The organism is Herbiconiux sp. (assembly GCF_004297105.1).
Lineage (GTDB): Bacteria > Actinomycetota > Actinomycetes > Actinomycetales > Microbacteriaceae > Herbiconiux.
The window spans coordinates 301,808-325,384 of sequence record NZ_SCVE01000006.1; the positions used below are offsets into that span (position 1 = coordinate 301,808).

Genomic DNA, 23,577 nt, shown 5'->3' on the forward strand with positions numbered 1-23,577 from the left:
AGGTTGTAGGCATGCCCGATTCCACTCCTCCCGACGCGCCCGCTCCCGAGGAGGGAACGGATGCGTCGGCCGACGCCGCTCCGGCCGCATCCGGCATCTCCCGCAGGGGGTTGTTCGGGTTGGCCGGAGCCGGCGTGCTCGGCGCCGGAGTCGGTGTGGCGGGAGGCATCGCCGTCGACCGCTTCGTGCTGCCGGCGTCGGCCTCGGCGCAGGAGAACGCCGCCGTCTACCCGTTCTACGCCGCCAACCAGTCGGGCATCGTCACGCCGGCACAAGACCGGCTGCACTTCGCGAGCTACGACGTGGCATCCGGTGTCACGCGCGACGACCTCATCGGCTTGCTCAAGGATTGGAGCGCTGCGGCTGCTCTGATGACCGCCGGTGATCCGGTGGGCACCTACGGTGCCGTGAACGGCCCCTACACCGCACCACCGGAAGACACGGGTGAGGCGCTCGGCCTGCCCGCCTCCGGTCTCACCATCACCTTCGGCTTCGGCCCCACCCTCTTCACCACAGCCGACGGAACCGACCGCTTCGGCATCGCCGCCCAGCGGCCCGAAGCACTCGTCGACCTCCCCCATTTCCCCGCCGACATGCTGCAGGAGGCGGCCTCGGGCGGCGACCTGTGCATCCAGGCGTGCAGCGACGACCCGCAGGTGGCCGTGCACGCCATCCGCAATCTGTCGCGCATCGCGTTCGGCCGGGCCGCCATCCGCTGGTCGCAGCTCGGCTTCGGCCGCACGAGTTCCACCACCACGGCACAGGCCACCCCACGCAATCTCTTCGGGTTCAAAGACGGAACGGCCAACATCAAGGCCGAGGAGTCCTCCGTGGTCGACGACCAGGTGTGGGCGCACGGCGATGACGGCGCCGCGTGGATGGCGGGCGGTTCCTACCTCGTGGCCCGCAAGATCCGCATGACCATCGAGACCTGGGACCGCACCTCGCTGAAGGAACAGGAGACCATCGTGGGGCGCACCAAGGGCGAAGGCGCACCCTACTCGGGCGGCACCGAGTTCAGCGCCCCCGACTTCGAAGCCACCGGGCAGGGCGGCAAGCCCCTCATCGCGGCCGACTCGCACGTTCGCCTCGCCCACCCCGACCAGAACTCGGGAGCGCAGCTGCTGCGGCGCGGCTACAACTTCGTCGATGGCAACGACGACCTCGGGCATCTGAATGCAGGCCTGTTCTTCATCGCCTACCAGCGCGATCCGCGCACCCAGTTCATCCCGATCCAGATGAACCTCGCGAAGAGCGACGCGATGAACGAATACCTCCGACACGTCGGCTCAGCGATCTTCGCCGTTCCCCCGGGCGCCTCGAACGGCGGATACGTCGGCGAGACGCTGTTCGGGGCGTGAGCGCGCCGGGACTGTTCTCTGCGCGCTACCGCCTGATCTCGATCGGGGCCGTGGCCCTCATCTTCGTGGCCGCGTTCGAGAACCTCGCCGTCACCACGGTGATGCCGGTGATCAGCGCCGAACTGAACGGCGAGGCCCTGTACGCGGTGGCCTTCGCCGCGCCCCTCGCCGCCTCGGTGGTGGGGATGGTGGTGGCGGGCATCTGGTGCGATCGCACCGGGCCGCGTGCGCCGCTCCTGCTGGCGGTGGCTCTGTTCACCGCGGGGCTCGTGATCGCCGGCACTGCGGCGTCGATGGAATGGATCGTGGCGGGCCGGCTGGTACAGGGCCTCGGGAGCGGCGCCACCACGGTGTGCCTGTACGTGATCGTGGCGCGGGTGTACCCTCCCGCGCTCCAAGCGCGCATGTTCGGCCTCTTCTCGGCGGCCTGGGTGCTCCCTGCTCTCGTCGGCCCGTTCGTGGCGGGCATTGTCGGCGAGACGGTGGGCTGGCGCTGGGTGTTCATCGGGGTGGTGGCGCTGATCGTGCCGTCGGCGTTCATGATCGCACCGGCCATGCGCACACTCAGAGCCACCGACACGGATGAGCCACGCACCCGGGCGCGGTGGCCCCTGGCGCGAACCGCCTGGTCGGTGGTGCTCGCCGTCGCGGTTCTCGCCCTCAGCGTCTCCACGGAGTTCGGGGGCGCCGCGGTGTTCGTGGTGGCCGTGCTGGCCCTGGTGGTGGCTCTGGTCGCCCTCCGCCCCCTCGTTCCCGCGGGCGTTCTGCTGGCGCGGATCGGACTGCCGAGCATCATCACCACGAGATTCCTCCTCGCGGGGGCCTTCTTCTCCACGGAGGTGTACCTGCCCTACCTCCTCACGTCGGAGCACGGCCTGAACCCGGCGTTCGCGGGGCTCACGCTCACCACCGGTGGAGTGGCCTGGGGTGCCGCATCCGTCATCCAGAGCCCGCTCTCGGGTCGTTTCGCGACGGGCGTGGGCGTGCCGATCGGGATCGCCGCCGTGGTGCTCGCGATCGGGGTGGTGGCGGCCACCGCGTTCTGGTCTCCGCCGGTCTGGGTCGCCGTCCTCGGCTGGACCGTCTCGGGGGCGGGCATGGGCCTGGCCTATCCGCGGCTCTCGACCCTGCTGCTGGGCCGCTCCGAGCGGGCCGAGCAGGGGTTCAACAGTGCCGCGTTGAACATCGCCGACGGTGCGGGACCTGCCATGGCGCTCGCACTGGCGGGCATCCTGTTCCAGACGATGCCGGGCGCATCCGGCCTCGCGTTCACCGGTGTGTTCGTGCTCGGCCTCGCCTGTGCCCTCGCGGCGCTTCTCGTCTCGCCGCGCGCCCTCGCCCGCTGAGCACGCACGCGCCGACCTACCCTGCGGCGGTGGTGCCGCCCACGATGTAGGTGGCCGTCTTCTGGCCCGACCCGTCGTCGGTCACCGATACCAGCACGCTGTACTGGGCGTTGCTGTAGGCACCGGTGCCGGTACCGTCGGAGAATCCGGAGAGGCTGGCCTCGAAGCCCGCCGCGGTGAGCTGGTCGTCGATGGCGGTGAACGCCGACTGCACGTCGTCGACCTTCACGATCACGGTCCAGCCGCCCCCGTATTCGACGCTTCCCATGCCGATGCCGCCCACGATCTCGCCGTCGTAGAGCGGGATGTCGGCGGGGAAGCCGTCGGGCAGCCCGCCGTCGGAGTTGAGGTCGACGTCACCGCCGCCCGCCTGCTCCACCGCGCCCTCCACGATCCCCTCGACGGGGTTTCCCATGCAGCCCGACAGGGTCGGGCCGAGCAGGGCCGCGAACGAGAGCGCAAGTGCCACGGAGAGCTTCTTCGTCGTCATGCGACGATCCTCCCAGAGGCCCGCGCCCACCACCAGACGCAGATCGGCCGGCCTCCGCACTGAAGCGGATGCCGGCCGAGTGCGTTCGAGCGGGTGCTACGAGTTGGCGCGCTTGAGGTTCGCGGTCTTGCGCGCGCGGGCGTTCTGGTCGAGCTCCACCTTGCGGATGCGCACGATCTCGGGGGTGACCTCGACGCACTCGTCTTCGCGGGCGAACTCGAGGCACTCCTCGAGCGAGAGCTGACGCGACGGGGTCATCGACTCGAACGTGTCGGAGGTGGACTGACGCATGTTCGTCAGCTTCTTCTCCTTGGTGATGTTCACGTCCATGTCGTCGGCGCGGGCGTTCTCACCGATCACCATGCCCTCGTAGACCTCCTCGGTGGGGTTCACGAAGAAGGTCATGCGCTCCTGGAGGGCGATGATGGCGAACGGGGTGACGACGCCGGCACGGTCGGCGACGATCGAACCGTTGTTACGGGTGACGATCGCACCTGCCCACTCGTCGTAGCCGTGCGAGATCGCGTTGGCGATACCGGTGCCGCGGGTGATGGTGAGGAACTCGGTGCGGAAGCCGATGAGCCCACGCGACGGAACGATGAACTCCATGCGCACCCATCCGGTGCCGTGGTTCGACATGCCCTCCATGCGGCCCTTGCGGGCGGCGAGCAGCTGCGTGATGGCACCGAGGTACTCCTCGGGCGCGTCGATGGTGAGGTGCTCGAAGGGCTCGTGCGTCTTGCCGTTCACCTGGCGGGTGACCACCTGGGGTTTGCCGACGGTGAGCTCGTAGCCCTCACGACGCATGTTCTCGACCAGGATGGCGAGCGCGAGCTCACCACGGCCCTGAACCTCCCAGGCGGCGGGGTTGCCGATGTCGACGACGCGCAGCGACACGTTGCCGATGAGCTCGCGGTCGAGGCGGTCCTTCACCATGCGGGCGGTGAGCTTGTGGCCCTTGACCTTGCCGACGAGCGGCGACGTGTTGGTTCCGATGGTCATCGAGATCGCGGGGTCGTCGACCGTGATGGCCGGAAGCGGCCGCACGTCTTCGGGGTCGGCGATGGTCTCGCCGATCGTGATGTCCTCGATGCCGGCGATCGCCACGATGTCGCCGGGGCCGGCCGACTCGGTCGGGAAGCGGGTGAGCGCCACGGTCTTCAGCAGCTCGCTGATGCGCTGGTTGGTGACGGTGCCGTCGTGCTTGACCCAGGCGACCTGCTGGCCCTTCTTGATCGTGCCGTTGAAGACACGGAGGAGGGCGAGACGGCCGAGGAAGGGCGACGAGTCGAGGTTCGTGACGTGGGCCTGGAGGGGCGCCTCGTCATCGTAGGTGGGAGCCGGGATGTGCTCGAGGATCGCGCCGAAGAGGGGCTCGAGGTCGTCGTTGTCGGGCAGCGTGCCGTTCTCGGGCTTGTTGAGCGAGGCGGCGCCGTTACGGCCGGATGCGTACACGACGGGCACGTCGAGGATCGCGTCGAGGTCGAGGTCGGGCACGTCGTCGGCCATGTCGGAGGCGAGACCGAGCAGCAGGTCCTGCGACTCGCCCACGACCTCGTCGATGCGCGCATCCGGGCGGTCGGTCTTGTTCACCAGCAGGATGACGGGCAGCTTGGCCTCGAGCGCCTTACGGAGCACGAAGCGGGTCTGCGGCAGCGGACCCTCTGAGGCATCGACGAGAAGCACCACGCCGTCGACCATCGACAGACCGCGCTCGACCTCGCCACCGAAGTCGGCGTGGCCGGGCGTGTCGATCACGTTGATGGTGATCGGCTTGTCGCCGGCGTGCACACCGTTGTAGGAGATCGCCGTGTTCTTGGCGAGGATCGTGATGCCCTTCTCACGCTCCAGGTCGTTGGAGTCCATCATCCGGTCGTCGGCGTCGAAGTGCGCGTCGAACGAGTTCGTCTGCGTGAGCATGGCGTCGACCAGGGTGGTCTTGCCGTGGTCGACGTGGGCGACGATCGCGACATTGCGCAGGTCATCACGGGTGGCTTGTGCCATGGGAAAAGTCCTCAGGTTCATGAACCCGGAACCGGTGGCACAGCCACCCAGCGGGCTCGAAATAGCGGGAGTAGTGGGCGTCGTGGCCCGGAACCGCTAAACGCCCAGGGTGATTCCAGCGCCCGGAATGGCGTTCAGCAACTCCTTAGTATATTGCTCCTGCGGGCTGTCGAAGACCTGATCGGTGGTTGCGGCCTCCACGATCTTGCCCTGCTGCATCACGCAGACGTTGTCGGCGATGACGCGAACCACCGCCAGGTCGTGGGTGATGAACAGGTACGTGAGCTCCAGTTCCGCCTGCAGATCGGCCAGCAGCTTGAGGATCTGAGCCTGCACGAGCACGTCGAGAGCGGAGACCGCCTCGTCGAGCACCACGACATCGGGCTTCAGTGCGAGCGCCCGTGCGATGGCCACGCGCTGACGCTGACCACCCGAGAGTTCGTTCGGGTACCGCGTGATGAGCGACTTGGGCAGCGAGACCTGGTCGAGCAGCTCGAACACGCGCTCCTTGCGGGCGGTGCGGTCGCCGACCTTGTGCACCTGCAGCGGCTCGCTGATGGTGTTGCCGATGTTGCGCAGCGGGTCGAGCGACCCGTAGGGGTCTTGGAAGACGGGCTGCATGCGGCGCCGCAGGTCGAGCAGAGCCTTCCCCTTGAGGGGCGCGACATCCGTTCCATCGATCAGGATCGAGCCGCTCGTGGGGTCTTCGAGGCGCAGGATCATCTTCGCCACGGTCGACTTGCCCGAGCCCGATTCGCCCACGAGAGCGGTGGTGGTGCCCTTCTCGACGCTGAAGTTCACCTTGTCCGACGCGATGACCTCACCCGACGAGCCCTTGCCCTGACCGCGGATCTTGTAGACCTTGGTGAGGTCTCTCACCACGATGGCGTCGGGACGTTTGACAGCGGGTGCCTTCTCGACCCGCTCTTCGGCCGCAGCGATGAGGTCGACACCCTCGGTGACCTTGGTCGGCGCGTACTCGAGATCGCTGAGTGCGTGCGTCGCCGTGGCGTGGGTGGCGCTCTGGATGCGGCGCGAGGCCAAGCTCGGAGCCGCGGCCACGAGGCGCTGCGTGTAGGGGTGCACCGGGTTCTCGAGGATCTCCTTCGAGGGCCCGGCCTCCACGATCTTGCCCTTATACATCACCACGAGCTGCTCGGCGCGCTCGGCGGCGAGACCGAGGTCGTGCGTGATGAACAGTACGGCGGTGCCGATGTCACGGGTGAGCGTCTCGAGGTGGTCGAGGATGCGGCGCTGGACCGTCACGTCGAGCGCCGAGGTGGGCTCGTCGGCGATCAGCAGCTTCGGCCGGCTCGACAGGCCGATGCCGATCAGCACCCGCTGGCGCATGCCGCCGGAGAACTGGTGCGGGAACTGCTTCAGCCGCTTGTCGGCATCCTGCAGTCCGGCCTCCTTCAGCACCTGGATGGCGTGGGCCCGCACGTTCTTGCGGCCCGAGGCGATTCCGTTCGCGCGGATGGTCTCCTCGACCTGGAAGCCGATCGACCACACGGGGTTGAGGTTCGACATCGGGTCCTGCGGCACGAAGCCGATCTCGCGCCCGCGGATGCTCTCCATCTGCTTGGAGCCGAGCCCGATGAGCTCCTTGCCGTCGAAGGTGATCGAGCCTCCCGTTATGCGGCCGGGGCCGGGGAGCAGGTTGATGATGGCGTGCGCCGTGGTGGACTTGCCCGACCCCGACTCCCCCACGATGGCCAACGTCTGGCCGGGCATGAGGGTGAGGTCGACACCGCGCACCGCGGGAACGATGCCGCCGGTGGTCTGGAACCCGACCTGGAGGTCTTTGATCTCGAGGAGGGGCTTCACGTTCTGGGTGGTGGGGTCGCTCATCGCTGGGCCCTCGCCTTCGGGTCGAGTGCGTCTCGGATGACTTCGCCCATCATGATGAAGGCGAGAACCGTGATCGAGAGCGCGAGTGACGGATAGATCAGCGTCTGGGGCGCCGTGCGCAGGTCGACCTGCGCGGCGCTGATGTCATTGCCCCACGACATGGTGGAGTTGGGCAGACCGACGCCGAGGAACGACAGGGTGGCCTCGGCCACGATCGCCGCTCCCAGGGAGATCGTGGTGACCACGATCACGGGCGCGATGGAGTTCGGCAGCACGTGACGCACGAGGATGCGGAAGTTCGTGACGCCGGTGGCGCGCGCGGCCATGACGTAGTCGGAGTTCTTCACCCTCAGGATCTCGGCTCTCAGCACACGCGCGGTGGCCGGCCAGGCGAAGATGCCGATGGCCAACGAGATGATGAAGACGTTCCGGTAGGCCGAGAACACCGACATGATGACCACGGCGGCCAGGATGTAGGGGATCGAGAAGAAGATGTCACCCGCACGCGACAGGATCGAGTCGAGCCATCCGCCGTAGAAGCCGGCGAAGGCTCCGAACAGGATGCCGAGCACGGTCGTGAGGATGGTCACGATGATGCCCACCGACAACGAGGTCGACGTGCCGTGCACGAGACGCGAGAACACGTCGCAACCCTGCTTGGTGAAGCCCAGCAGATGGTCGGACGTGGGGCCTCCGTTGCTGTTGGACAGCTGGCAGTTGTCGTTCGGCGGAACCGAGGTGAACAGCGTCGGGAACAGCGCCACGACGATCACCAGCAGGATGATGACGGCCGAGATCCAGAACATCGGCCGGCGGCGCATGTCGCGCCACGCGTCGATCCAGAGGTTCGACGGACGTTCGCCGACGTTGACGGCGTCGATCGCGACGAGAGGTGTCTCCTCGAGGGGTGCGACGAAGTGCTTCGGCGTCGGAGTGAATGAATTATTTGACATAGCGGATCCTCGGGTCGAGAAGGCCGTACAGGAGGTCGACGACGAGGTTGACCGCCAGATAGATGAGCACCATCACGGTGACGAAGGACACGACCGTGGGCCCTTCACCTCGGATGATCGCCTGGTAGAGCGTGCGTCCCACGCCGGGGACGTTGAAGATACCCTCCGTGACCGTGGCGCCGACGAGCAGCACACCGAAGTCGGTGGCGGCGTAGGTGACGACCGGGATGAGCGAGTTGCGCAGGATGTGGACGGGGATGATGCGTCGCCGGCTGAGGCCCTTGCCATAGGCGGTGCGCACGAAGTCGAGCCCCTGCGTCTCGATCACGGATGCCCGGGTCAGCCTGATCAGCTGGGCGAAGGAGATCGACGCCAGCACGAAGGCCGGGAGGATCAGGTCTTGGATGGGCGCGCCGGTGGAGACCGTGGTTCTCGCCCAGCCGAGCTGGATTCCGAAGATGTACTGGGCCACGAAGGCGATGACGAAGATCGGCAGCGAGATGAAGATGAGGCTGACCACGAGCGCCGATGCATCGAACAGCTTCCCCTTCCGCAGACCGGACACGAGGCCGATCAGCACACCGCCGACGAACTCGATGATGAGCGCCATGATGGCCAGCCGGATGGTGACGGGGAAGGTGCGGGCCAGGATGTCGGAGACCGCTTCACCCGAGAACGAGGTGCCGAAGTCACCACGGAAGATGCCGCCGAGGTACAGGAAGTACTGCACGATGAAGGGCTGGTCGAGGTGGTACTCCTGGCGGAGCCTCTCGAGCAGAGCCGGGTTCGGTGTCTTGTCGCCGAAGAGGGCGAGCAAGGGGTCTCCGGGCATCGCGAAGACCATGAAGTAGATGAGGAACGTCGTTCCCAAGAGAACAGGGATCGCCTGAAGAAGACGCCTGAGGATGTAACCGGCCACGAATCAGACCGTACCAATCGAACTAGGGGGCGGGAAGCGCCAGCGGAACCAGAGACATGAATCGGGGGCGGCAGCGCGTGGCTGCCGCCCCCGATCGATCGAGAACTAGCTCTTGGTGATCTCGTAGTACAGCGGCACCGAGTTCCATCCGAACTCGACGTTCGAGACGGTCTCGCCGTAGCCACCGGTGACGTTCGAGTACCACAGCGGGATCGCCGGCAGGTCCTTCAGGAGGATCTCCTGGGCCTTCTGGAAGTCCTCGTTTGCGGTAGCCGAATCAGCGGTCGACGAGCCCTCCTGCAGCAGCGCGTCGAACTCGGGGTTCGAGTAGTCACCGTCGTTGGAGGAGGCGTTGGTCGCGTAGAGCGGGCCGAGGAAGTTGAACAGACCGGGGTAGTCGGCCTGCCATCCGGTGCGGAACGCGGTCTGGATCGAACGGTCGGTGATCGCGGTGCGAGCCTCGGCGAAGGTCGCGTACGGAGCGCCCGAGGCGTTGATGCCCAGAACGTTCTTGACGCTGTTCGACACGGCGTCGACCCACTCGGCGTGACCGCCGTCGGAGTTGTACGCGATCTGGAAGGTGCTGTCGCCCCACGGGGAGATGGCGTCGGCCTGGGCCCACAGCTTCTTCGCCTCGTCGGGGTTGTAGGCGAGCACGTCGGCGCCCTCGAGCGAGTCGCTCCAGCCGTCGATCACCGGGGAGGTGAAGTCGGAGGCCGGGGTGCGGGTGCCCTGGAAGATCACGTCGGTGATCTCGGGACGGTTGATCGCCATCGAGATTGCGGCGCGGCGGAGCTTGCCTTCTTCGTCATTGCCGAAGTGCGCGAGGCGCTCCGGGATCGTGAACGACTGGAAGATGGCCGCAGGCTGGTTCACAGCACGGTCGCCGAGGTCGTTCTGGTAGGTGCTGAACGCACTGGAGGGCACGGCGTCGAGCACATCGAGGTTGCCACCCAGGAGGTCGGCGTAGGCCGCATCCTCGCTTGCGTAGAAGACGATCGTGAGGCCGCCGTTCTGCGCCTTGCGGCCACCGTCGTACTGGTCGTTGACGACCAGGTCGATCTTCTCGTTGTGCGCCCACGCGGTGTCGCTCGCGAGCTTGTAAGGACCGTTGCCGACCGGGTTCTGACCGAACGCGTCCATGTCGGCGAACGCCGACTTGGGCAGCGGGTAGAAGGCCGAATAGCCGAGGCGCAGCGGGAAGTCGGAGCGCGCTTCCTTGAGGGTGACCGTGAAGGTCAGGTCGTCGACGACCTTGAGACCCGTGAGGGGGCTGTCCTCGTCGTAGCTGAAGCCTTCGATGTCCTCGAAGAAGTAGCTGTTGAGCTGCTCGTTCGACAGGAGGGCGCCGTACTGCCAGGCGTCGACGAAGCTGTTGGCGTCGACCGGGTCACCGTTGGTGAACGTGAGGTCGGGCTTGATCTTGATCGTGAAGGTCTGCGAGTCGTCGGTCTCGATGCTCTCGGCCACGTCGAGCTGCGGGGCGCCGCTGGCGTCGTAATACTCGAGGCCCGCGAAGATGGCGTCGATGATCTTGCCGCCGCCGGTCTCGTTGGTGTTGGTGGGGATCAGCGGGTTCTGGGGCTCGGAGCCGTTCGCCGTGATGATCGCGGCCGTGTTGGCCGAGGAAGTGCTGTCGGAGCCGCTGCTGGCGCAGCCCGACAGTGCGAGCACGCTCGCGGCGACCAGCGCGACCGCGCCGATGCCATACCGTCTGATTTTCAATTTTCCTCCTGTGCAGAAATGCGGGAAAGGCAACACGCCTTCGTGAGGCGCGCAGCCTAAGGAAGCACCCTAAGTGGGGGCCAGATCGACTGCAAACCGAGGCGGAAAAAGTTACACACACGAAACTATCTCCGGAGATTCGTTGTGCGCTTCCCACAGTTCTTGTGAAAAAGTAGCGCTCTACGCAAGAAAGTGAAGTGATGACCCGAGCCCTCGAGTGGACCCGTCTGCGCCGCCGACGCCTCGGCACCGAGATCCTGATCGTGCTCGGTCTCTCGCTGGGAGCATCCGCCGTCTACTCCATCGTGAGCCTGCTCGCGAAGGTGACGCTCGACACGCCGCTCGCCGACCAGAGCACCAGTCTCAATCCCCAGCTCAACGAGCGCGAATGGCTCGACCTCACCTACCGGCTCCTGGCGATCTTCTTCGACCTCGTCCCGGTGATGCTCGTGCTGTATCTCCTCGCGCTGTCCGGCGGCCACGTCTTCCGGCGGATCGGATTCGACTTCACCCAACCGCTCAGAGACCTGGGTCGAGGCGGCTTCCTCCTCGTCGTGGTCGGCGTTCCCGGAATCGTGCTCTACGTCGTCTGGCGGCTGCTCGGCCAGAGCGCCGCCGTGGTCGCCTCGTCGCTCGACGACCATTGGTACACCGTTCCGGTGCTGGTGCTGTCCGCGCTGCGTGCGGCTCTCCAGGAGGAGATCATCGTCGTGGCCTACCTCTACACCCGGCTGCGCCAGTTGGGCTGGTCGAAGTGGGCGATCATCCTGACCTCGGCCGTGCTGAGAGGCAGCTATCACCTCTACCAGGGCCCGGGGCCGTTCGTCGGAAACGTGGCGATGGGCGTGATCTTCGGGTGGTGCTACTGGCGTTGGGGCCGGGTGATGCCGCTCGTGATCGCCCACTGGGTCATCGACATCATCTCGTTCGTCGGCTATGCCTGGGCGGTGTCGCTGTTCCCGGACATCTTCAGCTGATCACGGTGCTCAGTCGCGGGCACGCCGGTTCGACACGATGAAGGCCGCGATGCCGGCCACCACGAGCACTCCCCCGCCGATGAAGCCGCCGATCATGAGCCAGTTCGGCGTCTCCACCGCCGGGGCGGCGGCGATCGGGCTGGCGGTCACGGGCTCCGGTGTGAACAGGGGTGTCTGGGTGGGCGTGGCGGTGACGGATGCCGTGACGTTCACGGTCATCACGAGCGACGCGGTGCCGTTGAACGAGGTGGAGAGCTGGCACAGGATGTTGGACGTGCCGATGGGGAAGGTCTGCCCGGAGGAGATCGGGGTGCCCACGATCGAGCAGCCGTCGAGGTTCAACCCGGTGGGCAGGTTCGCCTGGTAGGTCACCGGCGCCGTTCCGCTGGCATCCGCCGTGAGATCCTGCGTGGCCGGCAGGATGCTCGATCCCGAGAAGTCGGCTCCCACGATGCGCGTGCCGCTGAAGTCGGCACCGGCCAGATTCGCGCCGGCGAACACGGCGCCCTGCACGTCGCCGTCGGCGAACGACGCGCCCTGCAGGTCGGCGCCACGGAAGTCTCCCTCACCGAAGCGGGTGCCCGTGAGGTCGACGCCGGCGCACTGCGCGCCGCCCGGCCCGCCGTCGGTGACGCGGTAGATGACGCAGTTCCCCTCCGAGAACACCGGATCGGCCGCCAGGGCGGGTCCCGCCGTCACCACGACGGCGGCGCCCGCCAGCGCGAGGCCGGCCGTCACGCGGAGGAGGAGGGCGGCGGCACGGGGCGTCGACATGGCTCGAACCCTACCAAACCCATCCGGCCGTTCGAACTCCCTACTCGAACGCTTCCGGCGGCGGGCAGGCGCACACGAGGTTGCGGTCGCCGTAGGCCTGGTCGATGCGCCGCACGGGAGGCCAGTACTTGCCGCGCACCAGCGTGTGCACCGGGTAGACGGCACGTGCCCGGTCGTACGGGTGCGTCCACTCGCCCTCCACCACCGACTGGGCGGTGTGCGGTGCGTTGACCAGCGGGTTGTCGCCGGCCGGCCACTCCCCCGCCGCCACGGCATCGATCTCGGCCTTGATCTCGATCATCGCCTCGATGAAGCGATCGATCTCATCGAGGTCCTCGCTCTCCGTGGGCTCCACCATGAGGGTTCCCGGAACCGGGAAGCTCATCGTCGGCGCGTGGAATCCGTAGTCGACGAGCCGCTTCGCCACATCGTCGACCGAGACCCCGGACGCCTGCGTGATGCCCCTCAGATCGAGGATGCACTCGTGCGCCACCAGCCCGTTCTCGCCCGTGTAGAGCACCGGGAAGTGCGGCGCGAGGCGAGCCGCTACGTAGTTCGCCGCGAGAACGGCCGCGGCGGTCGCCTGGGCCAGCCCTTCCAGCCCCATCATGCGCACGTAGGCCCAGCTGATGGGCAGGATGCTCGGGCTGCCGTAGGGCGCGGCCGAGATCTGAGGCCCCGCGTGCACCACGGCCGAGCCGTCGACGAGCTGGTGCTCGGGGCTCTGCGCGAACATATGCCCCGGCAGGAATGGAGCGAGGTGCGCCTTCGCAGCAACCGGTCCGACGCCCGGTCCGCCGCCCCCGTGCGGGATGCAGAAGGTCTTGTGCAGGTTGAGGTGCGACACGTCGCCGCCGAAGTCGCCGAACCTTGCGAACCCGAGCAGGGCGTTGAGATTGGCTCCGTCGACGTACACCTGCCCGCCGGCCTCGTGCACCAGCCGGCAGATCTCCACCACGTCGTGCTCGTAGACGCCGTGCGTCGACGGATACGTGATCATCAGCGCCGCCAGGACGTCGGCGTGCTCGGCGATCTTGGCACGGAGGTCGACGAGGTCGACGTTACCCAACTCGTCGCAGGCGACCACGACCACCTTCATGCCCGCCAGAACGGCCGAGGCGGCGTTCGTGCCGTGCGCGCTCGACGGGATGAGGCATACCGTGCGCTCGAGCGACCCCTGCGAGCGATGGTAGCCCCGGATGGCCAGTAGGCCCGCCAGTTCGCCCTGGCTGCCCGCGTTGGGCTGGAGCGACACCGAGTCGTACCCCGTGACATCCGCCAGCCAGCGTTCCAGCTGCGCGATGAGAGTGAGGTAGCCCTCCACGTCGCCCGCGGGGGCGAACGGATGGATGCCCGCGAACTCCCGCCAGGTCACGGCCTCCATCTCGCTCGCCGCGTTGAGCTTCATGGTGCACGATCCGAGGGGGATCATGCCGCGGTCGAGCGCGTAGTCGGCGTCGGCGAGGCGCTTGAGGTAGCGCATCATGCTCGTCTCCGAGCGGTGGGTGTTGAACACCGGATGCGTGAGGTAATCGGTCGTGCGAAGCAACGATTCGGGGATGCTGGGGTCGCGCTCCGCCGCACCCCGGCCGGCGTCGTCGTGACCCTCGACGGCGTCGAAGACCAGGGCCAGGTCGATGAGCGCCGCATCCGTCGTGGTCTCGTCGACCGAGATGCTCAGGGTGTCGTCGTCGACGACGTTGAGCAGGATGTCGCGACCGTGAGCGTGCTCAGCGAGGGCACGGGCGCGCCCGGGTGCGGAGACGAGGACGGTGTCGAAGAAGTCGCGGTGCACGATGCCGTAGCCGGCGCCGGCCAGGTGAGCCGCGAGCGTGCGGGCGGCCTGATTGACCTGCTCGGCGATGCGGCGCAGGCCCTCCGGCCCGTGGTACACCGCGTACATGCCCGCCATGACGGCGAGCAGCACCTGGGCGGTGCAGATGTTCGAGGTGGCCTTCTCACGACGGATGTGCTGCTCCCGCGCCTGCAGGCTGAGCCGGTAGGCAGGGTGGCCCGCTGCGTCCACGCTCACGCCCACCAGGCGGCCGGGGAGCTGTCGCTCGAGACCGGCGCGCACGGCCATGTAGCCCGCGTGCGGCCCGCCGAAGCCCATCGGCACGCCGAAGCGCTGCGTGGTGCCCACGGCGACATCGGCGCCCAGCTCGCCGGGCGAGGCGATGAGCGTGAGGGCGAGCAGGTCGGCTGCGACCACGGCGATGCCGCCTGAGGCGTGAACCGCATCGATCACCGCTGAGGGGTTCCACACCCGGCCGGATGCGCCCGGGTACTGCACGAAGACGCCGAACGCGTCGACCGGGGCGAGCGCGTGCGACGGGTGGTCGATCGAGTCGAGCACCACCTCGTCGATCTCGATGCCCACGGCCTCGGCCCGGTCGCGCAGCAGCGCCTTGGTCTGCGGGAAGGCATCGGAGTCGACCAGGAAACGGGTGGACTTCGACTTGCTCGCGCGCCGCGCCAGCAGCATCCCCTCGACCGCCGCGGTGGACTCGTCGAGCATCGACGCATTGGCGGTGGTGAGCCCCGTGAGGTCGGCCACCATGGTCTGGAAGTTGATGAGCGCCTCGAGCCGGCCCTGCGAGATCTCGGGCTGATACGGCGTGTACGCGGTGTACCAGCTCGGGTTCTCGAGCACATTGCGCTTGATCACCGCCGGGGTGAGGGTGCCGTAGTAGCCGAGCCCGATGTACGAGGTCGACACCCGGTTCATCGAGGCCAGCGCGCGCAGCTCGTCGACGGCCTCGCGTTCCGTGGCCGCGGGCGGCACGAACGAGTTCGTGAGCGAGCGGTCGAACTGGATCGACTGCGGCACGGCGGCGGCCATGAGGGCCTCGACGCTCTCGAAGCCGACGGCTTCGAGCATCCGGGCCTGGGCGGCCGCGTCGGTGCCGATGTGGCGGGTGCTGAAGAGATCGGTGCGCGAGGCGACACCGGAGAGGGAAGGAGCGAGATCCGTCATTGCGCGATCAGTCTCCGATCAAGGCGGTGTAGGCCTCGAGCGACAGCAGCTCGGGCAGCTCGGTGAACTCGACCTTGATGAGCCAGCCCTCACCGAGCGGGTCGCTGTTCACGAGCTCGGGCGCGTCTTCGACCGCGGCGTTCTTCTCCACCACGGTGCCGTCGACGGGCGCGAAGAGCTCGCCCACCGACTTGGTGCTCTCGATCTCGCCGACGACGGTGCCGCCCGAGACCTCGGTGCCGGCATCCGGCAGGTCGAGGTAGACGATGTCGCCGAGCTGGGCGGCGGCGTAGGCGGTGATGCCGATGGTGGCCACCGAGCCCTCCACGAGAACCCATTCGTGGTCGGCGGTGTAGCGCAGGTCGTTCTGGTCAGGCATGTCAGTCCTTCTTCCGGCGGTAGAACGGGAGGGTCGTGGTGGTGAACGGGAGGCGTTTGCCCCGGATGTCGACGCTCAGCTCGAGGCCGGGCTCGGCGAACCGGGGGTCGACGGCCGCCATGGCGATCGGATGCCCGAGCGTGGGCGACAGCGCTCCGCTCGTGACCACACCGATGGGCTGGGTCGACGCGTCGTCGGGGTACACGAGGTAATCGGCCCGCGCGGCCCGGCGGCCCTCGGCCACCAGCCCGACCAGAACGGATGCGTCGACCGGAGCGCCCGCTTCGACCGCGTCGCGCCCCACGAAGTCGGCCTTCGCGAGCGCGGGCACCCGTCCGACACCGGCCTGCGCGGGGAGCGTCTCGAGCGAGAGCTCGTGGCCGTAGAGCGGCATGCCCGCCTCGAGACGGAGGGTGTCGCGGCTCGCGAGGCCTGCCGGAACGAGCCCGTGGGCCTCGCCGGCAGCGGTCAGCGCAGCCCACAGTGCGGGAGCCGCGTCCGGGGCGATGTAGAGCTCGAAGCCGTCTTCGCCGGTGTAGCCGGTGCGGGCCAGCAGCACAGGGAGCCCCTCGAAGGTGGCGTCGAGCGCCCGGTAGTAGCGAAGGCCCGCGAGCGCCTCGGAACCGCCGCCGATCCCCAAGCCCGTCGTGTCTTCGAGGATGGCGCGAGACGCCGGTCCCTGCACCGCGATCAGCGCGGTTTCATCGCTGACGTCGGTCACCTCGATCGTGAACCCATCGGCACGCGCAGCGAGAGCCTCGGCCACCGGCTGACGGTTCGAGGCGTTCGCCACCACGAGGAACGACTGCTCTGCCGTGCGGTACACCACCACATCGTCGATGATGCCGCCGTGCTCGGCGAGGAGCAGCGAGTACTTGGCCTGACCGAGGTCGATGCGCGAGAGCGCCCCGGCGAGGGCGAAATCGAGGAATGCGCCGGCATCCGCCCCGCTGACGGAGAACTCGGCCATGTGCGAGAGATCGAAGAGGCCTGCAGCCCCCCGCACCGCATGGTGCTCGGCGAGGTCGCTCGAGTACCGAACGGGCATCTGCCAGCCCGCGAAGTCGGTGAAGGAGGCGCCCGCGGCGACGTGCACGTCATGGAGGGGCGAGTAGCGCGAGTGGTCTCCCGGTGCGGGAGATGGGTGGTCGACGGTCGAGGTCATGGAGTTCTCCGTGTCGTCGCGGGCCTGGCCCGGCGGTGGCAGGTCACGCACGTGACCTGTGAGAACTCCCCCTCTGTCATCGTGCCTGAGAGTTTCACCACGGTTCTCTGCGAACCGGGGCTTTCACCGTGGGCGAGCCGCTGTCGATGCCGCGGACTGCTTTCCAGAGTGGCCAGTTCGACGCGGTACGAGGACCTGAGAGATTATCGGGGAGGATTGCTCCTTCGGTGCCGCTCTCCTCGTCGGAGTGCGGCTCTCCCGCGTCGGCCTAGTGGCCAGCGGTATTCAGTTGTGGGTTGCTACGCCCCCGAGCATACCGGCCCGCCGGCCTCGGCTGCACTCACTGCCCGTAGCCGCCGCCCCGCATCCGGCGCACCACCAGCACGATGATGGCGGCGAGCACGCCGATACCCACGACCACGATGAGCACCGCGACGGGCCAGGGAAGGGCCATCGCCGCATTCTCGCGGGGAACGGATGTCGCGTCAGGAGCGTCGGTGACGCCAGCCGCGGCGGCTCCCGAGGTACTCGTCGGTGCCGGAACCACGGAGGCGTCGCTCGTGGCCGTCGGCGTCGGATCGCCATCCGGCTCGCCCGCCCAGGCGTCTCCGCAGACGGGGGCATCGGTGAGTCCATCGGCCGCACCCTCGAGCGACGTGGGCTCGTAGTCGAACTCGTACTGGCCCGAGGTGGGATGCCCGTCGCTCGACACGACCTGCCAGAGGACGACATAGCTGCCTGCGCCGCCGAGGGCCATCGGCGAGGTGAGCTGCGCGCCCGAGATGGCGACGCATCCGGATTCGAAGTGAAGACCGTCGGCATCGACCACCTGCAGGGCGAAACCGTTCGTGTCGGCACCGAGTGCGAGCAGCTGGTCGCTGAACCCGAGAGTGACCGCGCCGGGATCGGCCGTGATCGACGAATCAGCCGCCGGAGTCGCCGATTCGAGGCCATCGTGCGCCGATGCGGCGACCGCTGGTGCGAGGATCACGGCCGCCAGAGCGACCGTCAGAACGGCGAGGGAAGGCAGAGTTCTCACCCGACCAACCTATCGTCGCTCAGCCGCGGCGCACGCGGTACTGGTTGACCAGAGGGCAGTCGAACGGGTCGGGAGCGGCGAGGCCCACCTTGTTCATGTACGCGATGACCTGCTTGTGTGCTTCGAGCAGCGACGTCTGGGTGTAGGGGATCTTGTGCGTGGCGCAGTACTCCTCGACGATGGGGCGCACCTTCACGAGGTTCGGGCGCGGCATCGAGGGGAAGAGGTGGTGCTCGGTCTGCAGGTCGAGACCGCCCATGAAGATGGTCATGCCCCAGCCGCCCTTGATGTTGCGGGAGGAGAGCACCTGCTTCGAGAGGAAGTCGACGCGCGAACCGGCCGGGAAGATCTTCATGCCCACGTGGTTCGGGGCGAACGACGCGCCCATGTAGAGCCCGAACACGGCCAGCTGCACGCCGAGGAAGGCGAAGGCCATGCCGAGCGGGAGGAAGTAGAAGATGACGCCGACGTACGCCAGCAGCCGCACGCCGATGAACCACAGCTCGACGCTCCGGCCCTCGACGGGCTTGCGGCTGAGAAGGGTCTTGAACGACAGGTAGTGCAGGTTGATGCCCTCGAGCAGGAGCAGCGGGTAGAGCGCCCAGCCCTGGCGGCGCACCAGCCAGGCAACGGCACCCTTGGTCTTCGCGGCATCCGCCTCGGTGAACACCACGGTGTCGGGGTCGATGTCGGGGTCTTTGCCGACGGTGTTCGGGTTGCCGTGGTGACGAGTGTGCTTCGTCATCCACCAGGCATAGCTCATGCCCACGAACGCGGTGGCGAGAGTGCGGCCGGCGCGATCGTTGGCCTTGCCCGACTCGAACACCTGGCGGTGCGATGCCTCGTGCGCCAGGAAGGCGAACTGGGTGAAGATGATGCCGAGTCCGCCGGCGATCAGCAGCTGGTACCAGCTCTCGCCCAGCAGGACGAAGCCGACCGCGGCGCCGATGAGAGCGAGCACGAGGACCGAGAACATCACGATGTAGAAGGTGCGGCGCTTACGCAGCAGACCCATGTCTTTCACGGTGTTCAGCAGCTCTGAATAAGCAGCGGTCGGATGCGCGGAGCCCGTCTTACGGGGAACCGTGGCGCGGGGAGTGGGGCTGTTTATGATGCTCAAAGGCCTGCAGACTTAGTCGGTTCCGACTTCACAGCCGCGGTGCGAGCAATTGCCCTGTACAGATGTTCTCAACCTAGTCGGAGAACCTGCGTATTGGCCCCGCAACACGAAAGAGCCCGCCTCGCCTTTCGGCGAAACGGGCTCTTCAGGTTCTGGAGGGAACTTACGCGATGGGCGTGATGTTCTCAGCCTGCAGGCCCTTGCGGCCCTGCGTCACGTCGAACTCGACGCGCTGGTTCTCTTCGAGGTTCTTGTAGCCCGAACCGGTGATGCCGGAGTGGTGGGCGAACACGTCTTCTCCACCGTCATCGGGGGAGATGAAGCCGAAGCCCTTTTCGGAGTTGAACCATTTCACGGTGCCTTGAGGCATTGTTTTCTCTTTTCGAGGTAAGCGGTTCCGCCTGTCGGAACCTACCGTCGCGGTGTACTTTGTTCCGCTCCTCAGAAAAACAAGCCCTACCCCGAAAACGAGGTGAAGACCCTATTCAAGATTCATGGGTAACACAACAACTGTGTCTAGCTTAGCGGCGAGAAGCCGGATCGGCTACAGATTCTGCATCTTGCGCCCGAAGCTTTAGAATTCAGCGTGCCCACAATCATGCCGCTCAGCATCCCGAGTCCGGATCCCGCGTTCGCGTCCTTCCCCATCGGACCGTTCACGATCCACATCTACGCACTCTTCATCCTCGCCGGCATCATCGTGGCGATGCTGATGGTGAACCGTCGGCTCACCAAGCGCGGCGGTGAACCCGGCGTCGTGATCGACATCGTGTTGTGGGCCGTGCCGCTCGGCATCGTCGGCGCCCGTTTTTACCACGTGTTCACTCACATGGGCGACTACTTCTATCCCGATGCCGACCTGTGGCGCGTCTTCCAGATCTGGGATGGCGGCAACGCGCTGTACGGCTCGCTGATCGGTGGCGCGATCGGTGCCTACATCGGCTGCCGTTTCGCAGGCATCCGCCTCTGGTCGTTCGCGGATGCGCTGGCTCCGGCCATGCTTGCCGCACAAGCGATCGGCCGTCTCGGCAACTACTTCAACCACGAGCTGTTCGGCCTTCCGACGACACTCCCCTGGGGTCTCGAGATCGAGGTGGCGAAGATGCCAGCGGGTCTCCCCGAGGGCACCCTGTTCCATCCCCTGTTCCTCTACGAGATCATCTGGAACGTCGTGGGCATCGTGCTGTTGCTGGCCCTCGAGCGCAAGTTCGCGCTGCGCTGGGGCAAGCTGTTCGCGCTCTACCTCATCTGGTACGGTCTCGGCCGCAGCTGGCTCGAGGCGATCCGCATCGATCCCTCGAGCGACGGATTCCTCGGCATCCCGGCCAATATCTGGGCCTCGTTCGTGGCCATCGCACTCGGCATCGTGCTCTTCGTGGTGCAGTCGCGCCGCCACCCGGGCGTCGAGAACTCGGTCTACCGTCCGGGCCGCGCACCGCGTGGCGCCCTCACCCCGGAGGAGGAGGCCGCTGAGGCAGACTCCCGCTGGACCGACGACGAGCTGGCCGCAGCCGACTCCGACGCCGCAGACGGCGACTCCGACAAGGAACTGACGGCAACCAAGCCGTAGTCCGGAGCCGGCGCTCCGGCGCGACGATGGATTCCGTCACATCGAGCGCTCCGAGCGTCAGCGACCGAGCGGGGCGGCTCGATCGGGAACGAGGCGGTCGGCCCCTGCGGTGAGTGCGAGCAGCCGCGTCTCGAAAAGGTCGACGTCTCGCGCCGCCTGCTCGTCACCGCACGCTCGATAGGCCTCGGCGGCCTCCCGGGCGACGAGCGCTGCGGCGTGCTCGTCTCCGAGGTCGTCGAGCGCCCGGGCGCGAGATTCGAGGATGCTCGCCAGGAATGCGGGATCGCCGAACCCCGCTCGCGCGGCGTGTTCGCGCGCGACGTCGAGCGTGTCGAGACCTTCCGTGCGGTCGAAGGCGGCTTGAGCCCGGCCGAGAAGATGCAAGGCGTCGACGAGCAACGTCATGGCGGAGGCCCGGGTGGCCGACCGCGAACGCACTCCCCCTCCGCCTGCCGCGGAACCGCCGGCTTCAGCCGTCGCCAAGCGGCGTGCCGTCGCAACGGCATGCGCGAGCACCTCGATCGACGACTCCTCGTCGTTGTCGAAGAGGAGCCGTCCGAGCGAGATCCCGACCTCGACGGCCGCCAGATCGTCGCCGGCGCGCGCAAAGTGCTCGAGCGCGACACTCCAGGCACAATACGCCGCAGGATCGTCGTCGTCCTGACGGCAGGCGTGGCCGAACCAGTGCAGAACCACTGCGAACTCAGCGGGTTCGGCATCGCTCCAGCCTTCCGTGCGCACCGACTCCTCCTCGAGCACGGAATCGATGATCTCGCGCGCCTGGTCGCCACGATCGGAACGCACGAGAGCGCGAGCGAGCCTGAACCTGATGGACGGGGCATCCGGATGCTCGATCCGGGTGGCCGTGTGCGCCGCGGTTCTGAGCGCTTCGATCGCGCCGGTGATGACGCCCGCGCGACCGAGCAGCTCGGCGAGTACGCCGCAGGCGTCGAGGATTCCCTCGGCATGGTTGATCTCGGAGTACAGGCCGAGAGATCGATCGGCGTCGTCGAGCGCGTGATCGAAGAGCACGCTCCTCTCGCCGACGGAGTGCGCATCTCGGTCGAGGGCGACGAGCAGGGTGCTGCGTCGGAGGAGCATGGAGGCGCGCATCGCCCGGTCGATGGGTGACGCCAGAACCCGGTCGAGGATGTCGACGGCATCTGCTGACCGCCCGAGAGCGCAATAGACGTCTGCCAGCAGGCTGAGCGCGGGCTCGCGGCGATAGATCTCGCCCGCCGAGCGCTGCAGTTCGTCTTCGAGCAACGACTGCGCGATGCCGAAGTGCCTCTGCTGGAACCGCAGCCCCGCGAGAGCGATGACCACGCGCATCCGTGCCGCCCCTCGGAGCCCCAGTTCGCGCGTTCGGGCGAGCGCTGCTTCGAGGGTGCTCTCCCGGTCGGGCGCGGTCGCTCCGTGAATCAGTAGTCCGAGCTGGAGATCGACCTCGGCCTCGTCGTCGAGGTCGTCGAGGATGAGGCAGTCGATCCGCTGCGACAGGACCTGCTCCGCCTCTTCCGCGTTCTCCCCTTCGACGAGGATTCGGATGCGCAGCGCGAACAGCTCCGCACGCGTCAGAGGCGCCGCACGCGGCAATGCCTGGTCGATCAGGGCGAATGCCTCCGTCACGGCTCCGGCCGAGGCGCTCTCGCGGGCGCGATCGAGCAGGTCGGCGCTGGTGAGGTCGCGGGGCATCGACTGCCCCGCGATGGCCGGCATCCCGGGTCGGCTCAGAACGGTCATCGCACGGTCACCGCCGAAGAACGCGGGGAGGCCGCCTGCGGCAGCCGGCATCCCGTCGACGAGGGGTACGAGGGAGCGCGCGGCGCGCAGGCGTTCGGCATAGCGGGACGTGCCGTTGCGGGCATCGAAGGAGCTCGCGATCGTGCCGGCGACCGACCAGCAGCGTTCCGCGAGAGCCTTCGCCGTCCAGCTCCCGAGGTGGGCACCGAGCGCGGTGTGCAGTCTGTCGGCCTCGACGAGCGGAACGGAGGTCTCCCCGCGCCCCGCGCGCACGAGCGCGTTCAGCGCGGCACCCGTGGCCGTGAGAAACGCGAAACGCGCATCGAGCCCGAGCGGGTCGTACACGATCCAGTGGAGATGCCGCCGAACGAGGTCGACCGCGAGCGAGAGCTCGCCGAGCAGCACGGTCGCGGTCAGGTAGTCGGCCAGTGCAGCCACGTTCTTCGGATTCCGCCGCGCACCGACGAGGGCCGCCGACACGATCTCGCGCGCCCGGGCCGTGCGTCCCGTCATGAGCAGCGGCAGGACCACCCGCGAGTGCGCCCGCTCGGGTTCGTCTGCGCATCCCACGCCCCGTGCGAGGAGGAGGTCGTAACAGGCGATGGCACGCTCGAATCGCTCGTTGTCGACGTGCCACTGCAGCTCGACACTCATCAGACACGCTTCACAGAGCGGCGAGTCGGCGGGATGCGCACCGCTGAGCGTGGCCCTGGCGACCCGCGCCCCCGCGTCGTCGCCGCACGCCACGGCGCACTCGAATCGGGCGAGCCAATACCCTCCGAGGTCGACACCCCGGTTCGAGTAGACCCTCAGCATCTCGTCGAGACACTCCTCGATCGCCTCGGTGGAATAGCGCGGGTCTCCCGCCAGAAGCCGGGGAATCGAGGCGAAGTCCCAGAGCAGATCGAGGTCGTCGGCAGCCGCGGGGAACCGGATCGGATCGGCCAGGTGGCGTTCGAGACACCAGTCGAAGGCGCGCAGGCGCTCCGTCGTGTCGCCGGAAGCAGCCGCCCAGGCACTCAGCCGCAGCCGGGAGCGATAGCCGAGGTCTTCATCGCCGAGGGCATCACTGAGCCCCGTGGCGCTGTGCAGGATCGCGCGCTCGAACGCCCCCGTGGGAATCTGATCGCTCTGCGTGAGGAGCCGCCGCACGTGCTCGTCAGCGCGCATCGTCGACCTGGACG

18 protein-coding genes and 2 riboswitches are annotated in these 23,577 nt (G+C 67.6%); of the genes, 4 read left to right on the forward strand and 14 right to left on the reverse strand.

All coding sequences use genetic code 11. The features are described from left to right. Positions 1 to 11 precede the first annotated feature (11 nt). Together efeB and EPO52_RS02910 are read left to right on the forward strand one after the other, a co-directional pair. Positions 12 to 1,361, forward strand: coding sequence for an iron uptake transporter deferrochelatase/peroxidase subunit (gene efeB, locus EPO52_RS02905; protein WP_290801633.1), 1,350 nt, complete (start codon positions 12 to 14; stop codon positions 1,359 to 1,361). Next, on the forward strand, positions 1,358 to 2,707 hold the full coding sequence (locus tag EPO52_RS02910; RefSeq protein ID WP_290801636.1) for an MFS transporter: 1,350 nt from the start codon (positions 1,358 to 1,360) through the stop codon (positions 2,705 to 2,707). The genes efeB and EPO52_RS02910 overlap by 4 nt, the downstream gene beginning before the upstream one ends. 16 nt (positions 2,708 to 2,723) lie before the next feature. Here the strand turns inward: EPO52_RS02910 and EPO52_RS02915 are convergent, their stop codons facing one another. From EPO52_RS02915 to EPO52_RS02940, 6 genes are all read right to left on the reverse strand, one after another. After that, on the reverse strand, positions 2,724 to 3,197 hold the full coding sequence (locus EPO52_RS02915; RefSeq protein WP_290801639.1) for a hypothetical protein: 474 nt from the start codon (positions 3,195 to 3,197) through the stop codon (positions 2,724 to 2,726). Between the two features lie 96 nt (positions 3,198 to 3,293). Next, entirely contained in the window at positions 3,294 to 5,201 is a 1,908-nt protein-coding gene (gene typA / locus EPO52_RS02920; protein WP_290801642.1) for a translational GTPase TypA, read from the reverse strand. A 96-nt stretch (positions 5,202 to 5,297) separates the two neighbouring features. Continuing rightward, positions 5,298 to 7,052, reverse strand: coding sequence for an ABC transporter ATP-binding protein (locus tag EPO52_RS02925; protein ID WP_290801645.1), 1,755 nt, complete (start codon positions 7,050 to 7,052; stop codon positions 5,298 to 5,300). Continuing rightward, positions 7,049 to 8,005 carry an ABC transporter permease gene (locus EPO52_RS02930; RefSeq protein WP_290801648.1) on the reverse strand — a complete coding sequence of 319 codons (957 nt, stop codon included), beginning with the start codon at positions 8,003 to 8,005 and terminating at the stop codon, positions 7,049 to 7,051. The genes EPO52_RS02925 and EPO52_RS02930 overlap by 4 nt, the downstream gene beginning before the upstream one ends. Next, on the reverse strand, positions 7,995 to 8,924 hold the full coding sequence (locus EPO52_RS02935; RefSeq protein ID WP_290801651.1) for an ABC transporter permease: 930 nt from the start codon (positions 8,922 to 8,924) through the stop codon (positions 7,995 to 7,997). Before EPO52_RS02935 ends, EPO52_RS02930 begins: the two co-directional genes overlap by 11 nt. Positions 8,925 to 9,029: 105 nt before the next feature. After that, on the reverse strand, positions 9,030 to 10,649 hold the full coding sequence (locus tag EPO52_RS02940) for an ABC transporter substrate-binding protein (protein WP_290801654.1): 1,620 nt from the start codon (positions 10,647 to 10,649) through the stop codon (positions 9,030 to 9,032). A 200-nt stretch (positions 10,650 to 10,849) separates the two neighbouring features. On the opposite strand from EPO52_RS02940, the gene EPO52_RS02945 reads away from it, so the two are divergent. Continuing rightward, positions 10,850 to 11,626, forward strand: a complete 777-nt coding sequence (locus EPO52_RS02945) for a CPBP family intramembrane glutamic endopeptidase (protein ID WP_290801657.1) — start codon at positions 10,850 to 10,852, stop codon at positions 11,624 to 11,626. A 9-nt stretch (positions 11,627 to 11,635) separates the two neighbouring features. Here the strand turns inward: EPO52_RS02945 and EPO52_RS02950 are convergent, their stop codons facing one another. The 7 genes from EPO52_RS02950 to EPO52_RS02980 form a co-directional block, all read right to left on the reverse strand. Then, positions 11,636 to 12,400 carry a pentapeptide repeat-containing protein gene (locus tag EPO52_RS02950; protein WP_290801660.1) on the reverse strand — a complete coding sequence of 255 codons (765 nt, stop codon included), beginning with the start codon at positions 12,398 to 12,400 and terminating at the stop codon, positions 11,636 to 11,638. A 40-nt stretch (positions 12,401 to 12,440) separates the two neighbouring features. Next, entirely contained in the window at positions 12,441 to 15,377 is a 2,937-nt protein-coding gene (gcvP, locus tag EPO52_RS02955; protein WP_290801661.1) for an aminomethyl-transferring glycine dehydrogenase, read from the reverse strand. A 7-nt stretch (positions 15,378 to 15,384) separates the two neighbouring features. Beyond that, the gene (gene gcvH / locus EPO52_RS02960) at positions 15,385 to 15,756 is read right to left on the reverse strand and encodes a glycine cleavage system protein GcvH (RefSeq protein WP_290801664.1); all 372 of its coding nucleotides are present in this window, start codon (positions 15,754 to 15,756) and stop codon (positions 15,385 to 15,387) included. Between the two features lies 1 nt (position 15,757). Then, the gene (gene gcvT, locus EPO52_RS02965) at positions 15,758 to 16,921 is read right to left on the reverse strand and encodes a glycine cleavage system aminomethyltransferase GcvT (RefSeq protein ID WP_290801666.1); all 1,164 of its coding nucleotides are present in this window, start codon (positions 16,919 to 16,921) and stop codon (positions 15,758 to 15,760) included. Positions 16,922 to 16,984: 63 nt separating this feature from the next. Further along, a riboswitch (glycine riboswitch) is annotated at positions 16,985 to 17,094 on the reverse strand. Further along, a riboswitch (glycine riboswitch) is annotated at positions 17,095 to 17,192 on the reverse strand. Positions 17,193 to 17,261: 69 nt separating this feature from the next. Beyond that, positions 17,262 to 17,960, reverse strand: coding sequence for a copper resistance CopC family protein (locus EPO52_RS02970; RefSeq protein WP_290801669.1), 699 nt, complete (start codon positions 17,958 to 17,960; stop codon positions 17,262 to 17,264). 19 nt (positions 17,961 to 17,979) lie between these two features. After that, positions 17,980 to 19,074, reverse strand: coding sequence for a fatty acid desaturase (locus tag EPO52_RS02975; protein WP_290801810.1), 1,095 nt, complete (start codon positions 19,072 to 19,074; stop codon positions 17,980 to 17,982). A 169-nt stretch (positions 19,075 to 19,243) separates the two neighbouring features. Next, the gene (locus tag EPO52_RS02980; RefSeq protein WP_290801672.1) at positions 19,244 to 19,450 is read right to left on the reverse strand and encodes a cold-shock protein; all 207 of its coding nucleotides are present in this window, start codon (positions 19,448 to 19,450) and stop codon (positions 19,244 to 19,246) included. Between the two features lie 228 nt (positions 19,451 to 19,678). Here EPO52_RS02980 and lgt point away from each other — a divergent pair, with 228 nt between their 5' ends. Further along, entirely contained in the window at positions 19,679 to 20,650 is a 972-nt protein-coding gene (lgt, locus tag EPO52_RS02985; protein WP_290801814.1) for a prolipoprotein diacylglyceryl transferase, read from the forward strand. Positions 20,651 to 20,707: 57 nt separating this feature from the next. Here the strand turns inward: lgt and EPO52_RS02990 are convergent, their stop codons facing one another. Next, positions 20,708 to 23,563 (reverse strand): hypothetical protein, encoded by a 2,856-nt coding sequence (locus EPO52_RS02990; RefSeq protein WP_290801675.1) that lies wholly within the window; start codon positions 23,561 to 23,563, stop codon positions 20,708 to 20,710. Between the last annotated feature and the right edge of the window lie 14 nt (positions 23,564 to 23,577).